Raw genomic sequence first — 19,262 nt, 5'->3', positions numbered from 1 at the left:
GCGCTTTCGGGAGTGAGCCTCGATTCTCTCTCCGCCGCGCCGGCCGGCCGGGCGCGCATCGTCAGGGGAGTGCCGCGTACCTGGCCTCGGGGTCGATGCCGTAGAGCGACAGGGCGCGTGCCGGCAGTTCCGCGTCGACCACGCCGTCGTCGGCCAGCGCCTTCAGTGTCGCGAGCGCGACGTGATGGCGGTCGACCTCGAAGAAGGCGCGCAGCGCTTCGCGCGTGTCGGAGCGGCCGAAGCCGTCGGTGCCCAGGGTCACGAAGCGGCGATCGCCGACGAAGGGCCGGATCTGGTCGGGCACGATCTTCATGTAGTCGGTGGCGGCGATCGCCGGTCCGTCCTCGCCGGCCAGGCAGTGCGCGACATACGAAGCCTGCGGCGCCCGCGCCGGATGAAGCCGGTTCCAGCGCTCGGCTTCGAGGCCGTCGCGGCGCAGCTCCGAAAAGCTGGTCACGCTCCAGATGTCGGCGCTCACGCCGAAGTCGCGCTGCAGCAGCGTGGCGGCCGCGATCACCTCGGAGAGGATCGCGCCGCTGCCCATCAGCTGCACGTGCGGCGCGTCGGCGGTACGGGCGCCGCGCTTCAGGCGGTACATGCCTTTCACGATGCCTTCCTCGGCACCCTCGGGCATCGCCGGATGCGCGGTCTTCTCGTTGAGCAGCGTGAGGTAGTAGAAGACGTCCTCCTGCGGCTCGCCGTACATCCTGCGCAGCCCGTCCTGCACGATGACCGCGATCTCGTACGCGTAGGCCGGGTCGTAGGACACACAGGACGGGATCACCGACGACAGCACGTGGCTGTGGCCGTCGTCGTGCTGCAGGCCCTCGCCCTCGAGCGTGGTGCGGCCCGAGGTCGCGCCCAGCAGGAAGCCGCGCGCGCGGATGTCGCCGGCGGCCCAGGCCAGGTCGCCCACGCGCTGGAAGCCGAACATCGAATAGAAGATGTAGAACGGGATGGTGGCGATGCCGTGCGTGCTGTGCGCGGTCGCCGCCGCGATCCAGGACGACATCGCGCCCGATTCGTTGATGCCTTCCTGCAGGATCTGCCCCTGGCGGTCCTCCTTGTAGAAGCTCAGCTGGTCCGCGTCCTGGGGCGTGTAGAGCTGGCCCACGTGCGAGTAGATGCCGACCTGGCGGAACATGCCGTCCATGCCGAAGGTGCGCGATTCGTCGGGCACGATCGGCACCACGCGCGGGCCCAGCACCGGGTCCTTGAGCAGCTGCGCGAGGATGCGCACGAAGGCCATGGTGGTGGCGTACTCGCGCTCGCCGCTGCTCTGCAGGTGGCTCGCGAAGGCCGCGAGCGCGGGCGTCGCCAGTGGGCCCGGTCCGCGCGAGCGCGACGGCAGGAGCCCGCCGGCGCGCTTCAGCCCGGCCTCGAGGCAGGCGGCCTCGGGGCTGCCGGGCGCGGGCTTGATGTACGGGATCTCCTCGAGCCGTTCGTCGGGCACCGGGATCGCGAAGCGGTCGCGGAAGGCGCGCACGGCCGGGTCGCCCATCTTCTTCAGCTGGTGGTTGATGTTGGCCGCTTCGCCGGCCGCGCCCATGCCGTAGCCCTTCACCGTCTTGGCGAGGATCACCGTCGGCTGGCCCGCATGGCGCACGGCGGCGGCATAGGCCGCATGCACCTTGAGCGGGTCGTGGCCGCCGCGGGCGAGGGCGCCGATCTGCGCGTCGCTCAGGTGCGCGACCCGCTGGAGCAGCTCGGGGTCCTTGCCGAAGAAGTGTTCGCGCACGTAGTCGCCGCCGTGCGCCTTGAAGGCCTGGTACTCGCCGTCGACGCATTCCATCATGCGCCGGTGCAGCCGGCCGTCGTGGTCCTGCGCCAGCAGCTCGTCCCAGCCGCTGCCCCAGACGACCTTGATCACGTTCCAGCCCGCGCCGCGGTAGACGCTCTCGAGCTCCTGGATGATCTTGGCGTTGCCGCGCACCGGGCCGTCGAGGCGCTGCAGGTTGCAGTTCACAACGAAGATCAGGTTGTCGAGCTTCTCGCGGCCCGCCATCGCGACCGCGGCGAGGGTCTCGGGCTGGTCCTGCTCGCCGTCGCCGAGGAAGGCCCAGACCTTGCGGCCCTGCGCCGGGATCAGCCCGCGGTCCTCGAGGTAGCGCATGTAGCGCCCCTGGTAGGCGGCCATCAGCGGGCCCAGGCCCATCGAGACGGTCGGGAACTGCCAGAAGTCCGGCATGGTGCGCGGATGCGGATAGGAGGCCAGGCCACCGCCGATCTCGCGCCGGAAGCGGTCCATCTGCTGCTCGGTCAGGCGCCCCTCGAGGTAGGCGCGCGCATAGATACCGGGCGACGAATGGCCCTGGATGTAGAGCATGTCGCCGAGGAACTCGGGCGTGGCGGCGCGGAAGAAGTGCCGGTAGCCGGTCTCGTAGAGCGTGGTGGCCGAGGCATAGGTCGCGATGTGGCCGCCGACGCCCGAGTGCTTGCCCGCGCGCAGCACCAGCGCCATCGCATTCCAGCGCAGGTAGGCGTCGAGCCGCAGCTCGATGCCCACGTCGCCCGGAAAGGCCGGCTGGTCGGCGACGCGCACCGTGTTCACGTAGGGCGTGGTGCGCGGCGCGGTGTAGCGGCCTGAAGCCGCGCGGTCCTGCCCGATCAACTGGTCCAGCAGGTAGTGGGCCCTGTCGCGGCCTTCGTGGATCACCACGGCGCGCATGGCGTCGAGCCATTCGCGCGTCTCTTGCGGATCGATGTCGTCCGCGCTCGCCAAGTCGTTCATTCGTTGCTCCTTCGTTGTGCGGTTCGTTGTTCGAACGTCGTTCGCAGCTCACTGAATTTCATTATGTGAATATGAATCGTGCGATGCGCAACGGCAATGTATCCCCAGTTCATTGCAAATGCAATCAGTTGTGCTGTAACCTGCCTGGCGTGAATCGAGGCGATGCGAGAGTAGATAAGTGCCTGAATGGCCATGAATCGCCGCCGATGCCTCGGCCACGTCGGATCAATCTGCATGCAATAGCAACTATTGGTGCGAGCGATCCGTACCCCTGCCCACGGCGCCCGCCGGGGCCGAAGACAACCCCTCGAGAACCAGAAGGCATCCATGCCGCCCTCCGACCCGTCATCCAGCTTTCCAACGCCCGCGCAGCTGCGCGACCTCGATCCCGCGGACCTCGCCGCGGTGGCCAACGAACTCCGAAGCGCGCTGCTGCGTGGCGTGTCGCGAACCGGCGGGCATCTCGCCTCGAACCTCGGCGTGGTCGAACTCACGCTCGCCTTGCACCACGCCTTCGACACGCCACGCGATGCGCTGGTCTGGGACGTCGGCCACCAGTGCTATTCGCACAAGATCCTCACGGGCCGCGGCCCGGCGATGGCCACCCTGCGCAAGGTCGGCGGGCTGTCGGGCTTCACCTCGAGGGACGAGTCGCCCCATGACCCCTTCGGCGCCGGCCACGCGGGCACGGCCGTCTCGGCGGCGGTGGGCCTGGCGATGGGCATGCGCGACGATGGCCGGCATGCCGTCGCGATCGTCGGCGACGGCGCGCTGTCGGCGGGCATGAGCTTCGAGGCGCTCAACCATGCGGGCAGCTTCGCGACCTTGCCGCTCGTCGTGGTGCTCAACGACAACGGGATGTCGATCTCGCCCGCGCTGGGCGCGCTGCATCGGCACCTGCGCGGCCTGGTCGAGCGCAGCCCTGACCACCGCTCGCTGTTCGAGCTGCTCGGCCTGCGCTACACCGGTCCCATCGACGGCCACGACGTCGAGGCGCTCGTGGCCGCGTTGCGCGCCGCGAAGCGCTCGCGCGCGCCGCAGGTCATCCACGTCGTCACGCGAAAAGGCCGCGGCTACGCGCCGGCCGAGGCGGACCCGACCACCTACCACGGGCCCGGCCCTTTCGATCTCGCCGTGGGCGTGGTCGCCAGGGCCGCGAGCCGCCCGACCTTCAGCCAGGTCTTCGGCGAATGGGTGTGCGATGCGGCGGCCGACGATCCCGCGGTCGTCGCGATCACGCCTGCGATGCGCGAGGGCTCCTGCCTGGTCGATTTCGAGCGGCGGTTTCCGTCGCGCTTCGTGGATGCCGCCATCGCGGAGCAGCATGCGGTGACGCTGGCCGCGGGGCTCGCGGCGGCCGGCCTGCGGCCGATCGTGGCGATCTACTCGACCTTCCTGCAGCGCGGCTACGACCAGCTCATCCACGACGTCTGCCTGCAGCAGCTGCCGGTGCTGTTCGCGATCGACCGCGCGGGGATCGCGGGCGGCGACGGCGCCACGCACCTGGGCGCCTTCGACGTGGCGGCGCTGCGCTGCATTCCGAACCTGCTGCTGATGACGCCGGCCGACGGGCCCGAGTGCCGGCGGATGCTCGCGCTGGGCCTGGGCCACGACGGACCGTCGGCGGTGCGCTACCCGCGGGCCGTCGTGCCCGCGGACGGCGGCGTTCGCACCGACCCGCCCCTCGCAATCGGCCGCGGCGTGGTCGTGCGCCGGTCGACGAAGACCAAGGCCGCCAGGGTCGCGCTGCTCGTCTTCGGCCCCTTGCTCCACGCCGCGATGGAGGCCGCCGAAACGCTCGACGCGACCGTTGCCAACATGCGCTTCGTCAAGCCGCTCGACGAGGACCTGCTGCTCGAGCTGGCCGCGACGCACGAGCTGCTCGTCACGCTCGAGGAGGCCACGGTCATCGGCGGCGCGGGCGCGGCCTGCGCGGAGCGCCTCGCGATGGAGGGGCTGCCGGTGCGGCTGTTGCGCCTGGGCCTGCCCGATGCCTTCGTCGGGCACGGCGACCGGAGCGAGCTGCTCACGCTGCAGGGCCTCGATGCGGCGGGCATCCTCGCGTCGATCCGGCGCTTCGTCGAGATGCACTGACGGCCCGCGCAACGCGCGGGTGTAGGGCAAACCCGCCTCTTGCCCCGCCGGCATGGCGCGCCGCCAGGGGTCTCGCCGACAATTCGCGCCCGACCCTCCGCACCCGGCGCGCCTTGTTTTCCAGAAACGCTTCCACCGACATCCGCCGCGAAGGCGAGGGCCCGCTGGCCCGGGCGCGGGCGCGCCTGCCGTCGCCGATCGCCTGCGTGGTGTTCGTGCTGTCGGTGGCGCTGCTGGTGGCGATGGGGGCCTTCTTCGGCGACAACGCCGCAGGCAAGTACCCGCCGGGCGCGACGCTGCACATCACGCGGGCCGACTGGCAGGTGCAGCGCGCGAACGGCTTCATGGCGCCGCCGCTGATCTTCGCCAGTCAGCAACTGCCCGATACCTGGCAACCGGTCGAGCTGCCGCTGGCGCTGCCGATCGCGTTGCTGGCGCAGGCCGACGCCAACACGATCTCCGACCCGGGCAAGGAGACGCGCACCACCTGGCTGCGGCTCAAAGTGCCGCCGCATCCCGGCCTGCGCGGTCCGCTCGCGCTCTACGGCTCGCGCGTGAAGACCGACGGCACGATCGCGATCTATGCCGATGGCCGGCTGGTGCACCGCGCGCAGGAGCTCGGGCCGCTGTGGAACAGCACCCGCACGCCGCTGTGGGTGGTGTTCGAGCAGCGCGACGACGGCTCGGCCGCGCGGCCGGCCGAGATCCTGATCCGGCTCGAGCACACGCGCGCCGCGCAGGTCGGCATCGCCTCGCTGTGGCTGGGCCCGGCCGATGCGCTCAAGGGCCGCTACCAGATGCGCCAGTGGCTGCAGCAGGAGCTGCCCGCGATGCTGAGCGCGGCCTTCATGGCGGTGGGCGTGTTCGCGCTGTTCGTGTGGCTGTGGCGCCGCCACGAGACCGGCTACCTGCTGTTCTTCAACCTCGCGACCACCTCGTACCTGCGCGGGCTGCACTTCTACGTGTCGCTGCCGATCGCCAACGACTGGTTCGCATGGCTCACGGTGAATGCGCTGTTCTGGCTGGTGGCGGTGGTGCACTACGCGCTGCGGCAGCTGCACGAGCGGCCGCTCACGCTGCTGACCTGGGCGGTGACGACGATCACGGTGCTCGTCAGCGTGCTGACCCTGCCGGGCATCGCGCTGCTGCCGAACACGCCGCAGGTCACGCCGCTGATCTACCTGGTGGTGGCGGTCATGGCCACGGTGGTGGGGCTGGTGGGCGGCATCAGCGCCTGGCGCCGTTCGCCCGAGGGGCGGCTGGTGGCGGCCGGCATCGGCGTGTGCGTGCTGCTCGGCGCCACCGACTGGCTGGTGCAGAACAACCTCGTGAGCCCCGAGGGCTGGTACCTGGGCGCCTACACCAATGCCGTCACCTTCGCCGTCTTCGGCATCCTGCTGTACCGGCGCTACGTGCATGCGATCGGCGAGGTGGAGCGCGTCAACGCCAGCCTCGCGCAGCGGCTGCAGGCGCGCGAGAGCGAGCTCGACCTGAGCCACCGCCGGCTGCGCGAGGCCGAGCGCCAGAAGACCATCAGCGACGAACGCCAGCGGTTGATGCAGGACATGCACGACGGGCTGGGCTCCTCGCTGATCAGCGCGATCCGTTCGGTGGAGGAGGGGCGCCTGAGCGACCAGAAGGTGTCGCAGATCCTCCAGGGCTGCCTCGACGACCTGAAGCTCACCATCGATTCGATGGAGCCGATCGACGCCGACCTGCTGCTGCTGCTCGCCACCTTGCGCTACCGGCTCGGCCCGCGGCTCGAGGGCATGGGCGTGTCGCTGACCTGGGAGGTGCAGGAGATCCCGCCGCTGCCGTGGCTCGATCCGTCGAGCGCCCTGCACGTGCTGCGCATCGTGCAGGAAAGCATCTCCAACACCTTGCGCCACACGCGCGCCACCACCATCCGCGTGGCGACCGGCACGGATGCCGCGCACGTGTGGGTGCGCATCGAGGACAACGGCCAGGGCTTCGACGTCGAGCAGGCCCTGACCGGCGGCCGCGGCCGCGGCCTGCAGAACATGCAGCGCCGCGCGCTCGCGGTGCAGGGCCACGTGGCATGGGAGTCGGACGCCGCGGGCACGCGCTTCCTGCTGTGGCTGCCGCTGGTGCGGGCCGAGCGCGCTTAGGAGCATGAGCCGTCGGGTACAGTGACGGCCCCTTGCCGCCGCACACCGACCCCTCTTCCGCCGACCACGGCATCCGTCTCGAATCCGTCGTGCTGGAGCGCGGCGCGCAGCGCGTGTTCGATGGCCTCTCGCTCGCGCTGCGCGAGGCGCGCATCGGCGTGATCGGCGACAACGGCGCCGGCAAGAGCAGCCTGTTCCGTCTCGTCAGCGGGCTGGAGCAGCCGCTCGAGGGCCGGGTGCGCGTGCATGGCTGCGACACGGTGGCCGATCGGCGCCGGCTCTCGCAGCATGTCGGCCTGATGTTCCAGAACCCCGATGACCAGATCATCTTTCCGACCGTGGCGGAGGAGCTGGCCTTCAGCCTCACGGCGCGCGGCGAATCGCGCACCGAGGCGCGCCGGCAGGCACGCGACTTCCTCGCACGGCGCGGCCTCGCGGCCTGGGCCGAGCGCGCCATCGGCGAACTGAGCCAGGGCCAGCGCCAGCAGGTGTGCCTGCTGGCCTTGCTGATCAGCCGGCCCGCCACCTTGCTGCTCGACGAGCCCTTCGCGAGTCTCGACCTGTTGAGCCAGGCCCGGCTGTCGGCGCAGCTCGCCGCCAGCGACCAGCAGGTGCTGGTGTCGACGCATGTGCTCGAGCACGTGCACGACTTCGAGCGCGTGCTGTGGCTGGCGCAGGGTCGGGTGCAGGCCGACGGTCCGGGTCGCGAGGTCTGCGAGGCTTACGCGCAGGACGTGCGGCGCCGCGCGGCGACGGACCCGACGCATGCGTAGCCTCTACCTCGATCGCCGCACCTGGATGCACGCGGTGCCGGCGTGGCTCAAGCTCGCGCTGCTGTCGGCCGGCGGCACCGCGCTCGTGCTGACCAACCGGCCCGCGGTGCTGGGCGCGGCCTGCGGGCTGGCGCTCGCGCTGTTCGCTTCGCTCGGCCGACCCGCCTGGGGCCGCGTGCGCACGCTGTTCGGCATCGCGATCGCCTGCGCGCTCATCGTCGGCTTCCATGCGCTGCTCGGCACCACCCTGCTCGGCGTGGCGAGCGCGCTGCGCATCGCCACCGCCGCGGTGCTCGCGCTGATGCTCACGCTGACCACGCGCTTCGAGGACCTGCTCGTGGTGCTCGAGACGCTGCTGCATCCGCTGCGCCGCTTCGGCGTGCCCACCGACCGCATCGCGCTCGGCCTCGGGCTCACGTTGCGCTTCGCCGAGAACTTCTACGTACAGTGGCAGCGCCTCGACGACGCGCATCGCGCGCGCGCCGGCCGCGGCGGCGGACTGCGGCTGCTGGCGCCGTTGACCATCCGCACGCTGCAGACCGCGGAGCGCGTGGCCGATGCGCTCGCGGCGCGGCTCGGGCGCTGATCAGGCGGCGCTGAAGCGCGTGAGGCTCACGTAGTCCTTGCGCGGGCCGCGCACGATGTGGCGCAGCGTGAAGCCGCCGTCGATCAGGAAGCGGTAGTGGCTGTCGTAGAGGTCGGCGGCGCACTGGTGCGCGGCGGTGCCGGCCCAGGCGGTGCCGTCGGCGTCGCCGGGCTGCAGCGCGATCTCGTGGAACAGGCGGGGCGGCCGTTCGGCGAACAGCACCGCGAAGCCGTTGGGACGTCGCTGGTACAGGTATTCGCGATGGGCGTCGAAGGCGCGGCCGTCGAGCAGGCGCAGCCGGCCTTCCTCGCGGTAGTGCAGGGTGTCGTGCGCCGCGCCCGGCATGGAGCGGAAGACGGCCTTGCCGTGCATCGAGGCCTGGCCTTCGATCGTGCGCTCGAAGGTCCAGGCGCCAGCGAGCCGGCGCCAGAGCTGGTCGGCCTCGCCCCATGGCGAGAGCGAAAGGGAGGGGCCGGGCGCGGACATGGCGGCGACTCTATCTCCAGGCGAAATGGCCCTCCATGTCGGACGGAGGCGATTGATTGTTTCCTTCCCGTGAACGCCGCGGTTCCATTTGCCTAGGGTTTTTACCTAGGTTCGAGGCGCACAATTCATCTCACGGACCAGCCGCCGGCTCCAAGACAAGTAGAAGGCAGCGACTGATCTGGGTGAACAGGCACTAGCGAGGTGGCCGCCCCCTTCACGGACGGCGCCCCCCAAGACCGGTTCGAATCATCCAAAGTCAAGTCAAAAGAATTGAAGGAATACTCAAATGAACGCCTCGAAGCTCCTCTCCGCCGTTGCCCTCTCCCTGCTCGCCGCTGCCGGTGCAGCCCATGCAGAAACCTATGAGGGTGTGCATCCCCTGACCTCGGCCGCCAGCCGCGCCGAAGTCGCCGGCCAGGCCGTCATCGCCGCCCGCAGCGCCGACCCCTATGCCGAAGGCGCCAACGCCGGTCCGGCCCAAGTGGTCGCTTCGGACACCAGCCGTGCCGCCGTCCGTGCCGAAGCCGTCGACGCTGCACACAGCGCCGACCCGTACGCCGAAGGCGCTTCGGCTGGCGTGGCTCCGCTGGTCGCCAGCACCGTGGACCGCAATGCGGTGCGCGCACAAGCCCGCGCCGCCGCTCGCGGCGACGCGCTGCCGCTGTAATCGGCACCCAGAACTCGGTCGCATCGCGGGGCTCGTTCCCGCGCTGAGTCGAGAGGTTTAGCCACCCGGAGGCCGGCCCTTGCGAAAGCAGGGGCCGGCCTTTCGCTTGATGGCCGGTTAATCCAAAGCATTAATCGCCGATGCAGTGCGGCTCGCGGCCGATGCGACCGTGACGTCAGGGCTGTCGCGCAAATCGCACAGACCTGCATGCGGCGCATCGAGCGCTTTCGGCTCTCCTGCCATCACGCGCGAACCCTCTGTGGTCGCTGGAGCACCGCGGGACGCCACTGCAACGTTGCACCGCCGCGGTGCACTTCGTTCTCCCCATCGGCCGATCGCACGAGCCGTCGTCCGCCGAATGGCGCATTGCCATGCTGCAATGCATGATCGATGATGTGGCTCGCGGCTCGATGGACCGCACAACGTCATGCTTTCGACCTACAGCGCCATTGTGGTGCGGGCACGCGAAAATGTACGGGCGCTTCTGCCACGACAAAAGCAAGCACGACCCCGCCGCCGAGCGCGGCTGACCCATTACGCATGGCCCTCACTCTCGACACCGAAGACACGCGACAAAGGATCCACGACCTCGTGTGGTCAGGCTTTCATCACGACGCCGACGTCGAATGGATGATCACCGACGAGTACCTCGATCCCGACGAGCTGTCTTCCGAGGACCGGGCCTGGGTCAAGGCCGAGACCGCGCGCGCCTGCGCCGCCAAGCATGCGGCCGAGGCCGCGTGGCCCGCGCAGACCGAATACGACCGCCTCGAGACCGCGTTCGCGCAGTTGCGCGCAGAGAAGATCATCGCGCTGCACCGCGCGGGCAACACGCTGGCCGATGGCCAGGACGACGTGCGCGAAGCCTGGCGCGCCGCGGGCCGCGACGCCTCGGGCATCGTGGGCTGCTGCTTTTATCACGCGCAGGACCTCGAGCGCGCGGTGCGCACCGGCCGGTTGCACCTGGCTTTCAGCGGCGGCCTGATCCCCGAGATCGCGCGGCGCGAGGCCAACACCGTGGCGGTCGGGCGGCGCATCGCCGCGCTGCTCCAGGGCGTCGGTTTCGCCGTGCACTGGAGCGGCAACATCGACGAACGCATCGAGGTCGATCTCGGCCAGTGGCGCAAGCGAGGTCCATCGGCGTGAGCGTGCAGGCCTGGCAGCCGCCGCGCCGCATCGATGCGATCGATTTCTGGCTGCGCTCCCGGTTGCTGGCCACCGCGCACGGGTTGCGCGAGACCTTGCGTCCTTCCGCGCGGCGCTGGCCCCTGGCCGATGCGCTGGCCGATGCGCCGGTGCTGGCGCGCTTCAGCAGCCCGCTGTGGACCGATGGCCGCGACGACGAATTCGCGCTGGTTGCCGGCAAGGTGCAGAACCTGCGCGTGGCGCGCGCCGCCTTCGATGCCATCGAGGTGCCCGCGGGCGAGGTGCTGAGCTTCTGGCGCCAGCTCGGCCGGCCCGGCGCATCGCGCGGCTTCGTGCAGGGCCGCGAGCTGCGCGGCGGCTGCGTGGTGCCGACCTTGGCGGGCGGGCTGTGCCAGCTCTCGAACGCACTGGCCACGGTCGGCGCTCGCGCGGGGCTCGAACTGGTCGAGCGCCATGCGCACACCGCGCGCATCGAGCAGGCCGCGGCCACGCCCGACGATGCGGTCGACGCGACCGTGTTCTGGAACTACGTCGATCTCAAGCTGCGCGCGCGCCATGCGTGGCGGCTCGAGGTCGAGCTCACGGCCACCGAGCTGGTGCTGCGCATCCGCGCCCATGTGCCACCGGTCGCTCCGCCGGTCGCGCCGCGCGTGATGTGGCGCGCGCCGCACGACGCCGGCGTCGATGCGGCATGGTCGCCCGTGGCGCGCGGCTGCCTGAGCTGCGAGCGCAACGACTGCTTCCGTCACCGGCCCGCGCTGCCGGTCGCGGCGCAGGGGCGGACCGCCGTGCTGCTCGATGCATGGACGCCCGAATTCGCGCGCTACCTCGAAGCCCATCATCCCGGCGCCGATCGCCTGCAGCGCGCGCCCGTGCGGCTGGCGTTCTGGCGGCCGATGACGGACTGGCGCGGCGGCGAGGCGCAGGTGCATCGCCCCTGGCTGGCCAGCGTTCGCGGCGCGTTGTGGCGCCGACTGTGGGCGCGCCACGAGGGCGGGCGGCGGCAGGCCGGCGTGATCGATGCGCAGCGCTGGCTCGCGCGGGCCTTCGCGGCACGGCTGCTGCCCGAGCACACGCAGCTGGTGGTCGACCAGGCGCTGCTGCCGCATCTGCAGCGCCTCGGCGCGCTCGACGGACGCGCGTTCACCGTGCTGGCCGGCGCGCTGCCGATGGCCGGGATCGAGGCCCGTCTCGATGCGGCCGCGGCGCGCTGGCCCGACGACGCCACGCTGCGCGACTTCCGCGCCGCGCCGTCGATGGTGCGCGCCGAGGCCCAGGCATTCGCGCGCGCGGCCACGGTGGTCACGCCGCATGCGGCGGTGGCGGCCGCGATGGCCAGCGCGGCGCCGCAGGCCACGCTCGAGCGGCTCGAATGGGTGCTGCCCGGCATGTCGCCGCGCACGAACCGAATGCTGGACCACGGCGCACCGCTGGTCGTGCTGCCCGCCAGCGCCCTCGCGCGCAAGGGCGCGCGCGAGCTGGCCGCGGCACTGCGCGGCAGCGGATGGCGCCTGCGCGTGCTCGGCACGCCATCGGCCGATGCCTCGCTCTGGCAGGGCATCGCGCTGGACACGGCCCGCGATCCGCGCGGCGACTGGCTCGAGGGCGCCAGCGTGGTGGCGCTGCCCGCGCATGTGGAGCACGCACCGCGCGCCGCGCTGCGCGCGCTCGCGGCCGGCGTGCCGGTGGTGGCTTCCACCGCCTGCGGCCTCGCGGGCCTGCGGGGCGTGCGCGAGCTGAGCGCGGGCGACATCGAAGGCCTGCGCGCCGCGCTGCGCGAGGCGATCGACGACGCGGGCCATTCCAACGAACAAGACGACAACGACCAGCGCTTCCCATGACCATCGATCTCCAGACGCTCAAGTGCGGCGAATGCGGCAGCAGCGTGCTCAAGCGCACCGGCCTCAACGAATTCACCTGCCAGCACTGCGGCTCCGTCACGCTGGTGGAGGACGACATCTCCGACCGCCTCGACCGTGTGCTCGACCAGGTCAAGGATGCGGCCGCGCGCCGCCTCGCCGACGAGCAGGCGGCGCGGCAGAAGGTGGCGATGCGCACCGCGGGCTTCGCGGTCGCGGCGGTGGTCGGCATCACCGTGCTCGTGACGGTGGTGCAGATGTTCACGCGCAAGGACACGCCCGAGGTCGGCCGCCGCGCCGCGGTCGCCTCGGTGGTCGACCGCAACATCCCCACCGACGGCCTCAAGCTCGGCGAGCCGCGCCAGGTGCTGGTGGGCAGCGGCAGCTCGGCACGGCCCAAGCTGCTGGTGGTGGCGCGCAACGAGACCGGCAAGCCGCTCGAGCGCGTGAGCGTCAAGGCCACCTACTACGACGGCGAGACCCGGCTCGAGGAGCGCGGCGAGTCGCTGCCGATCTCGGTGCTCGAGCCCGGCGAGAGCGCGCCGCTGCTGATCGACCTGCCGAGCGGCAAGAACGTCACGCGCCAGGAGCTGCAGGTGCAGCGCCTGTCGGCGCCCTACCGCTCGGCCGACGGCCCGCGGCTCGCGTTCTCGCGCCTGCGGCTGGTGCAGCAGGGCGACCGCGTGCGGCTGGTGGGGCGCGTGGTCAACGAGCGCAAGGACGCGGCGATCGGTGGCGTCGAGGCGCTCGCCACGCTCTACGACGATGCCGGCAACGTGATCGGCTTCGGCCGCGGCTATGCGCAGGGCAACGACATCCCGCCCGGCGCGCGCAGCGCGATCGACGTCGACATCGCGCGCTTCGGCCGCGCCGCGCAGGTCGCGGCCTGGGACTACCGCATCGCCTACAGCACCATCGACTCCGGCGGCTCGCGCAGCGCGGTGCGCGGTGCCGACCGCGTGATCCGCACCGTGGGCGCGCCCGAGGTCTTCCATGCCGACCTGCGCCTGAGCACCGAGGACCTGCTGGCCGAGGACAGCGAACGCTTCGATCTCAAGGAGCTCGAGTTGCTGCCGCTGGTGGCGGGCCGCAGCAACATCCAGCGGCCGCTGTTCCTGACCGAGCTCGTGAACCGCAGCAAGGAGGCGGTGGTGCTCGCGCCCGGCGGCGTGATCTCGCGCTTCGGCGGCAGCAAGGCCGACGGCGCCACCGTCATCCAGGGCCTGGCCTACCTCTACCCGGGCGAGCGCTTCCCGATCCTGCTGGAGCCGCGCGATGTCGACCGCATCACCCAGACCCGCGTCGAATGGAAGCCGATGCGCCGCGCGGCGCTGCCCGGCCCGCGCACGCCACTCGAGGTGCAGGTGACCGGCACCAAGGCCGAGACCGGCAGCGTGCTGCTCAACTTCAGCCAGCGCTTCCTCTACAAGAGCGTGCAGGTCACGGGCAAGGTCGGCAATCCGGGCACGAACATCGTCGGCAAGGTGCGGTTGTGGGTCAGCCTGCGCGACCGCGACGGGCAGCTCAGCGGCTTCAAGCTGGTCGACAACCTGCCGGCCATCGCGCCCGGCGAGAGCGTGCCGTTCCAGGTCAACGTGGAGCAGAACGGCCGCGACTTCGCGAGCGTCGGCACGCTATACCAAACCGAATAGCCCCGCAGCCAGCGTTCGCGCGCGCTTCGCGCCATGATCGGTGGATGACCGATTTCTCGATCCTCGACCTCTCCCCGATCGTCGAAGGCAGCGATGCCGCGCAGTCCTTTCGCAACTCGCTGTCGTTGGCGCAGCATGGCGAAAAGCTCGGCTACCGGCGCTACTGGCTCGCCGAGCACCATGGCATGCCGGGCATCGCGAGCGCGGCCACCGCCGTACTGCTGTCGCACGTGGGCGCGGGCACCTCGACGATCCGCATCGGCGCCGGCGGCGTGATGCTGCCCAACCATTCGCCGCTGGTCATCGCCGAGCAGTTCGGCACCCTCGAGTCGCTCTACCCGGGCCGCGTCGACCTGGGCCTGGGCCGTGCGCCCGGTTCCGACCAGCGCACCGCGCGCGCGTTGCGCCGCAACCTCGAATCGGACGCCGACCAGTTCCCGCAGGACGTGATCGAGCTGATGGACTTCATGTCGAAGAACCCGCAGCAGGCGGTGCGCGCCGTGCCGGGCGCGGGGCTCGAGGTGCCGGTGTGGATCCTCGGCTCGAGCACCTTCGGCGCGCAGCTGGCCGCTCACCTGGGCCTGCCCTATGCCTTCGCCTCGCACTTCGCGCCGCAGCAGATGATGCAGGCGATCCAGATCTACCGCGAGACCTTCAAGCCCTCGGCGCAGCTCGCCAAGCCCTACGTGATGCTGGGCTTCAACGTGTTCGCGGCCGACACCGACGCCGAGGCCGAGTTCCGCGCCACCTCGTGGCAGCAGGCCTTCGTCAACCTGCGCAGCGGCCGGCCCGGCCGGCTGCCGCCGCCGGTCGAGGGCTACCGGCAGAAGGTCGGCCCGGCCGAGAACGCGCTGCTCGACTCGGTGCTGTCATGCTCGGCCGTGGGCTCGCCCGACACCGTGCGCGCGGGCGTGGAGGCCTTCATCGAGCGCACCGGCGCCGACGAGCTGATGATCACCTCGCAGGTCTTCGACCATGACTCGCGGCTGCGCTCCTACGAGCTGCTGGCCCGCATCCGCGACAGCCTGCGCGCCTGAGCGGGCGCGCCCCGATTTCCCCCACGCCGACCCCGCCTCGCCGGGGCTGGGACAATGTCGCCCCTATGGCAAAGCAACGGATCGTGGTGGGGCTGAGCGGCGGTGTGGATTCCGCGGTGACCGCGCACCTGCTCAAGCAGCAGGGGCACGAGGTGGTCGGCATCTTCATGAAGAACTGGGAAGACGACGACGACAGCGAATACTGCTCGTCGAACATCGACTTCGTGGATGCCGCCAGCGTGGCCGACGTGCTGGGCATCGAGATCGAGCACGTGAACTTCGCGGCCGACTACAAGGACCGCGTGTTCGCCGAGTTCCTGCGCGAGTACAAGGCCGGCCGCACGCCCAATCCCGACGTGCTGTGCAATGCCGAGATCAAGTTCAAGGCCTTCCTCGACCATGCGATGCGGCTGGGCGCCGAGAAGATCGCCACCGGCCACTACGCGCGCGTGCGCCTGAACGAGGCCACGGGCCGGCACGAGCTGCTCAAGGGGCTCGATCCCTCGAAGGACCAGAGCTATTTCCTGCACCGCCTGAACCAGGCGCAGCTGTCGAAGACGCTGTTCCCGGTCGGCGAGCTGCACAAGACCGAGGTGCGCCGCATCGCCGAGGAGATCGGCCTGCCGAACGCGAAGAAGAAGGACTCGACCGGCATCTGCTTCATCGGCGAGCGGCCGTTCCGCGAGTTCCTCAACCGCTACATCTCGAAGGAGCCGGGCCCGATCAAGGACGACCGCGGCCGCAAGCTCGGCGAGCACCAGGGCCTGAGCTTCTACACGCTGGGCCAGCGCCAGGGCCTGGGCATCGGCGGCGTGAAGGAGAAGGGCGCGCAGCGCGGCGCGGGCGATCACTCGCCGTGGTTCGTCGCGCGCAAGGACGTCGAGAACAACACGCTGTGGGTGGTGCAGGGCCACGACCATCCCTGGCTGCTGTCGACCTCGCTGCGCGCCGACGATGCGAGCTGGGTCGCGGGCGAGTCGCCGGTGCCCGGGGCCTATGGCGCCAAGTCGCGCTACCGGCAGGCCGACGCGGCGTGCGAGATGGTGGAGGGCGATGAGGCCCCGCGCGGCGATGCCTTCGCATTGCGCTTCGGCCAGACGCAGTGGGCGGTGACGCCGGGCCAGTCGGCCGTGCTGTACGACGGCGAACGCTGCCTGGGCGGCGGCGTCATCGTCTGAGTCTCTTCAGCGCGGCTTCTGCCGCACCGAATCGTCGACGTGGATCAGGTCCAGCGGATGCCGCTGGCCGGCCAGGTGGTCTTCGATGCACTGCAGCAGCAGCGGGCTGCGATGCCGCGCCACGCTGGCACGGATCTCGTCGGCCGTCATCCAGAGCGTGCGCACGATGCCGGTGTCGAGCGCCCGGCCTGCCTCGCGTTCGCCGAGCTCGCCGCTGAAGGCGAAGCGCATGTAGGTCACGTCGGGATCGTCGGCCGAACGCGCGAGATAGATGCCGATCAGCGCGGTCGGCGTGAAGGCATGGGCGGTTTCCTCGAGCGCCTCGCGCGCGCAGCCTTCGGCCGGGGATTCGCCGGGGGCGAGGTGGCCGGCCGGGGTGTTGAGGCGAAGGCCCTGCTCGGTGTGCTCCTCGACCAGCAGGAAGCGGCCCTCGTGTTCGATCACCGCGGCGACGGTGACATTGGGTTTCCAGCGGACGGTGGTGTTCATGGGGATGGCTTCCTTCTGCGGTCGCGCGCGGGCGGCGGGCCATGGGCCGGCCCGCCGCCGCGCGGAATCATTCCCGTATTGGACGCGAAGCGCCGGGAAGGCTCAGGAGCCGCGCAGCTCGGGCCCGCGAACGCCGAGCTGGCCGGCCTCGACCGTTTCGAGCCGGTAGCCGAGCCCGTAGATCGCCAGCAGCAGGAAGCCGTTGGAGGGCCGCAGGTCGAGCTTGGTGCGAAGGCGCGAGATGTGGGTGTCGAGCGAGCGCGAGAGCGCCTCGACGCCCAGGCCCCAGACGGCTTCGTGCAGGTGCTCGCGCGACAGCAGGCGGCCGAGGTTCTGGAACAGGAACAGCGCCAGTTCGTACTCGCGGTTCTTGAGCTCGACCGGCATGCCGCGCACCTTGAGCGTTCGCGAGGGCGGATAGAAGTGGTAGGGGCCGAAGACCAGCTCGGTCTCGTGCTGTGCGGGGTAGGAGCGCCGCAGCAGGGCATTGACGCGCGCCTCGAGCTCGGTGGCCTGGATCGGCTTGCTCATGAAGTCGTCGGCCCCCGCGTTGAGCCCGGCGACCATGTCGGCGTCGTCGTGCTTGGCCGTGACGAACAGCACCGGCAGGCGGCTCTTGAGGTCGTGGCGAATGGTCTTCACCACGTCGAGGCCTCGGATGTCGGGCAACTGCCAGTCGAGAAGCAGCAGATCGAAGGTCTGTCGTCGCATGGAGTGCAACAGCGACTTTCCATCTGCGTACTCATGGCACTCGTGCCCGAGCGACGCCATGGTCTGATGAATCAGTTTTCTCTGATGGGCCTCGTGGTCGAGGACAGCAATGCGCATTTTTATTACCCCCTTACTTCCTCCCGTGGGTCGCCTCTGTGTGCGACTCCAAGTGAGGCGAAGTGTATCTATCTGCGTCTAAGGTAAGCAATCTGCCCTGCAACTAATGCACATGAACCGTTCTTTTAAATCGATCATTGGAAGAATGATTACAAAGGCCTACATCTTTGTCCTGTAGATGACACGAAGTTCGTGCAGGCGCCGTCGTTGTTTTTGCGCCGCACGACGCATGCCGCGCAGGCGCCGCCTGAGACCGGTTTCCTTACAGCGCGCCAGAGGGAGCGCCGCCAATCCATCACTAATAAGCTATCAAATGGATAGCTAGATTTTCAGCAGCCACGGACGTTGGAGCATGGATACTTCGCCCCTTGCGCGACAGATCGGGCCGAATGTCTTGCTGTAAGCTTCGCCCGCATTTCGCGCTGCACCTTGCCCTGAGGAGAACTCTATGCTGATAGGCGTGCCTGCCGAGACAACGACAGGCGAAACCCGAGTGGCCGTGACCCCGGAGACGGCGAAGAAACTGGTGGCGTTGGGGCACACGGTGCGTGTGCAGAGCGGCGCGGGCGTGGCGGCCAGCGTGACCGACGCGGCTTATCAAGCGGCCGGCGCCGAGATCACCGACCAGGCCGGTGCCTTCGGTGCCGACATCGTGCTCAAGGTGCGCGCGCCGAGCGACGCCGAATGCGCGCTCGCCAAGTCCGGCAGCGTGCTCGTGGGCATGCTCAACCCCTTCGACGCCGCCGGCCTGCAGCGCGTGGCCGCGGCCGGCCTCACCGGCTTCGCACTCGAAGCGGCCCCGCGCACGACGCGCGCCCAGAGCATGGACGTGCTCAGCTCCCAGGCCAACATCGCCGGCTACAAGGCCGTGATGATCGCGGCCGACAAGTACCAGCGCTTCTTCCCGATGCTGATGACCGCCGCCGGCACCGTGAAGGCCGCGCGGGTCGTCATCCTCGGCGTGGGCGTCGCGGGCCTGCAGGCCATTGCCACGGCCAAGCGCCTGGGCGCGGTCATCGAGGCCTCGGACGTGCGCCCGAGCGTCAAGGAGCAGATCGAATCGCTGGGCGGCAAGTTCATCGACGTGCCCTACGAGACGCAGGAAGAGAAGGACGCGGCCGAAGGCGTGGGCGGCTATGCGCGCCCGATGCCCGCGAGCTGGCTCACGCGCCAGCAGGCCGAGGTCGCCAAGCGCGTGGCGCTGGCCGACGTCGTCATCAGCACCGCGCTGATCCCGGGGCGTGCCGCGCCGACCCTCATCACCGAGGACATGGTCAAGTCGATGAAGCCGGGTTCGGTCATCGTCGACATCGCCGCCGGTAAAGGCCCGGTCAATCCAGATGGAGGGGTGGGCGGCAACTGCCCGCTGTCCGAAGCCGACAAGACCGTCGTCAAGCACGGCGTGACCATCGTCGGCGAGACCAACCTCGCCGCGCTGGTGGCGGCCGATGCGTCGGCGCTGTACGCGCGCAACGTGCTCGACTTCCTCAAGCTCGTGCTGACCAAGGAGGGCACGTTGAAGATCGACCTCGAGGACGACATCGTCGCCGCCTGCCGCGTCGCGCAGGACGGCCAGGTCACGAAGAAGTAAGCGAACACGCGAGGAG

General features: G+C 70.3%; 15 protein-coding genes. 11 read left to right on the top strand and 4 right to left on the bottom strand.

Annotation, left to right across the window (positions count from 1 at the left end; translation table 11 throughout):
* Positions 1 to 61: 61 nt before the first annotated feature.
* Positions 62 to 2,731, bottom strand: coding sequence for a pyruvate dehydrogenase (acetyl-transferring), homodimeric type (aceE, locus tag ACHMXE_RS40485; RefSeq protein ID WP_395349180.1), 2,670 nt, complete (start codon positions 2,729 to 2,731; stop codon positions 62 to 64).
* Positions 2,732 to 3,058: 327 nt separating this feature from the next.
* Between aceE and ACHMXE_RS40480 the strand changes: the two genes are divergently transcribed.
* From ACHMXE_RS40480 to ACHMXE_RS40465, 4 genes are all read left to right on the top strand, one after another.
* Positions 3,059 to 4,825: a 1-deoxy-D-xylulose-5-phosphate synthase gene (locus tag ACHMXE_RS40480; RefSeq protein ID WP_395349178.1), complete on the top strand. Its 1,767-nt coding sequence runs from the start codon at positions 3,059 to 3,061 to the stop codon at positions 4,823 to 4,825.
* A gap of 242 nt (positions 4,826 to 5,067) precedes the next feature.
* The gene (locus tag ACHMXE_RS40475) at positions 5,068 to 6,954 is read left to right on the top strand and encodes a sensor histidine kinase (RefSeq protein ID WP_395353015.1); all 1,887 of its coding nucleotides are present in this window, start codon (positions 5,068 to 5,070) and stop codon (positions 6,952 to 6,954) included.
* Positions 6,955 to 6,986: 32 nt separating this feature from the next.
* On the top strand, positions 6,987 to 7,727 hold the full coding sequence (locus ACHMXE_RS40470) for an energy-coupling factor ABC transporter ATP-binding protein (RefSeq protein ID WP_395349176.1): 741 nt from the start codon (positions 6,987 to 6,989) through the stop codon (positions 7,725 to 7,727).
* Positions 7,720 to 8,313, top strand: coding sequence for an energy-coupling factor transporter transmembrane component T family protein (locus tag ACHMXE_RS40465; protein WP_395349174.1), 594 nt, complete (start codon positions 7,720 to 7,722; stop codon positions 8,311 to 8,313). Before ACHMXE_RS40470 ends, ACHMXE_RS40465 begins: the two co-directional genes overlap by 8 nt.
* On the opposite strand, the gene ACHMXE_RS40460 is transcribed toward ACHMXE_RS40465, so the two are convergent.
* Positions 8,314 to 8,799, bottom strand: coding sequence for a DUF6314 family protein (locus ACHMXE_RS40460; protein WP_395349172.1), 486 nt, complete (start codon positions 8,797 to 8,799; stop codon positions 8,314 to 8,316).
* 286 nt (positions 8,800 to 9,085) lie between these two features.
* Here ACHMXE_RS40460 and ACHMXE_RS40455 point away from each other — a divergent pair, with 286 nt between their 5' ends.
* From ACHMXE_RS40455 to mnmA, 6 genes are all read left to right on the top strand, one after another.
* The gene (locus tag ACHMXE_RS40455; protein ID WP_395349171.1) at positions 9,086 to 9,466 is read left to right on the top strand and encodes a helicase SNF2; all 381 of its coding nucleotides are present in this window, start codon (positions 9,086 to 9,088) and stop codon (positions 9,464 to 9,466) included.
* A 540-nt stretch (positions 9,467 to 10,006) separates the two neighbouring features.
* Positions 10,007 to 10,612, top strand: a complete 606-nt coding sequence (locus ACHMXE_RS40450) for a DUF6891 domain-containing protein (protein ID WP_395349170.1) — start codon at positions 10,007 to 10,009, stop codon at positions 10,610 to 10,612.
* Positions 10,609 to 12,453 carry a VanW family protein gene (locus ACHMXE_RS40445; RefSeq protein ID WP_395349169.1) on the top strand — a complete coding sequence of 615 codons (1,845 nt, stop codon included), beginning with the start codon at positions 10,609 to 10,611 and terminating at the stop codon, positions 12,451 to 12,453. The genes ACHMXE_RS40450 and ACHMXE_RS40445 overlap by 4 nt, the downstream gene beginning before the upstream one ends.
* On the top strand, positions 12,450 to 14,123 hold the full coding sequence (locus ACHMXE_RS40440; protein WP_395349167.1) for an FxLYD domain-containing protein: 1,674 nt from the start codon (positions 12,450 to 12,452) through the stop codon (positions 14,121 to 14,123). The genes ACHMXE_RS40445 and ACHMXE_RS40440 overlap by 4 nt, the downstream gene beginning before the upstream one ends.
* Positions 14,124 to 14,167: 44 nt before the next feature.
* The gene (locus tag ACHMXE_RS40435) at positions 14,168 to 15,160 is read left to right on the top strand and encodes an LLM class flavin-dependent oxidoreductase (RefSeq protein ID WP_395349165.1); all 993 of its coding nucleotides are present in this window, start codon (positions 14,168 to 14,170) and stop codon (positions 15,158 to 15,160) included.
* Between the two features lie 65 nt (positions 15,161 to 15,225).
* Positions 15,226 to 16,338 (top strand): tRNA 2-thiouridine(34) synthase MnmA, encoded by a 1,113-nt coding sequence (gene mnmA / locus ACHMXE_RS40430; RefSeq protein ID WP_203204005.1) that lies wholly within the window; start codon positions 15,226 to 15,228, stop codon positions 16,336 to 16,338.
* A gap of 6 nt (positions 16,339 to 16,344) precedes the next feature.
* On the opposite strand, the gene ACHMXE_RS40425 is transcribed toward mnmA, so the two are convergent.
* Together ACHMXE_RS40425 and ACHMXE_RS40420 are read right to left on the bottom strand one after the other, a co-directional pair.
* A complete protein-coding gene (locus tag ACHMXE_RS40425; RefSeq protein WP_395349164.1) occupies positions 16,345 to 16,827 on the bottom strand; it encodes an NUDIX hydrolase in 483 nt (160 codons plus the stop codon).
* 102 nt (positions 16,828 to 16,929) lie between these two features.
* Positions 16,930 to 17,655, bottom strand: coding sequence for a response regulator transcription factor (locus tag ACHMXE_RS40420; RefSeq protein ID WP_203204007.1), 726 nt, complete (start codon positions 17,653 to 17,655; stop codon positions 16,930 to 16,932).
* 448 nt (positions 17,656 to 18,103) lie between these two features.
* Here ACHMXE_RS40420 and ACHMXE_RS40415 point away from each other — a divergent pair, with 448 nt between their 5' ends.
* A complete protein-coding gene (locus tag ACHMXE_RS40415) occupies positions 18,104 to 19,246 on the top strand; it encodes a Re/Si-specific NAD(P)(+) transhydrogenase subunit alpha (protein ID WP_395349163.1) in 1,143 nt (380 codons plus the stop codon).
* The last annotated feature ends 16 nt before the right edge of the window (positions 19,247 to 19,262 follow it).

Source organism: Variovorax sp. UC122_21, assembly GCF_044056785.1.
GTDB lineage: Bacteria > Pseudomonadota > Gammaproteobacteria > Burkholderiales > Burkholderiaceae_C > Variovorax.
The sequence above is the reverse complement of the archived record's forward strand: the minus strand, read 5'-3'. Positions and strand labels throughout refer to the sequence as shown.

What these genes read in the sequence shown, in the direction of transcription:
- aceE (WP_395349180.1), bottom strand. Translation starts at nt 2,731, where the DNA reads ATGAACGACTTGGCGAGCGCGGACGACATCGATCCGCAAGAGACGCGC.
- ACHMXE_RS40480 (WP_395349178.1), top strand. Translation starts at nt 3,059, where the DNA reads ATGCCGCCCTCCGACCCGTCATCCAGCTTTCCAACGCCCGCGCAGCTG.
- ACHMXE_RS40475 (WP_395353015.1), top strand. Translation starts at nt 5,068, where the DNA reads ATGGGGGCCTTCTTCGGCGACAACGCCGCAGGCAAGTACCCGCCGGGC.
- ACHMXE_RS40465 (WP_395349174.1), top strand. Translation starts at nt 7,720, where the DNA reads ATGCGTAGCCTCTACCTCGATCGCCGCACCTGGATGCACGCGGTGCCG.
- ACHMXE_RS40460 (WP_395349172.1), bottom strand. Translation starts at nt 8,799, where the DNA reads ATGTCCGCGCCCGGCCCCTCCCTTTCGCTCTCGCCATGGGGCGAGGCC.
- ACHMXE_RS40455 (WP_395349171.1), top strand. Translation starts at nt 9,086, where the DNA reads ATGAACGCCTCGAAGCTCCTCTCCGCCGTTGCCCTCTCCCTGCTCGCC.
- ACHMXE_RS40450 (WP_395349170.1), top strand. Translation starts at nt 10,007, where the DNA reads ATGGCCCTCACTCTCGACACCGAAGACACGCGACAAAGGATCCACGAC.
- ACHMXE_RS40440 (WP_395349167.1), top strand. Translation starts at nt 12,450, where the DNA reads ATGACCATCGATCTCCAGACGCTCAAGTGCGGCGAATGCGGCAGCAGC.
- ACHMXE_RS40435 (WP_395349165.1), top strand. Translation starts at nt 14,168, where the DNA reads ATGACCGATTTCTCGATCCTCGACCTCTCCCCGATCGTCGAAGGCAGC.
- mnmA (WP_203204005.1), top strand. Translation starts at nt 15,226, where the DNA reads ATGGCAAAGCAACGGATCGTGGTGGGGCTGAGCGGCGGTGTGGATTCC.
- ACHMXE_RS40425 (WP_395349164.1), bottom strand. Translation starts at nt 16,827, where the DNA reads ATGAACACCACCGTCCGCTGGAAACCCAATGTCACCGTCGCCGCGGTG.
- ACHMXE_RS40420 (WP_203204007.1), bottom strand. Translation starts at nt 17,655, where the DNA reads ATGCGCATTGCTGTCCTCGACCACGAGGCCCATCAGAGAAAACTGATT.
- ACHMXE_RS40415 (WP_395349163.1), top strand. Translation starts at nt 18,104, where the DNA reads ATGCTGATAGGCGTGCCTGCCGAGACAACGACAGGCGAAACCCGAGTG.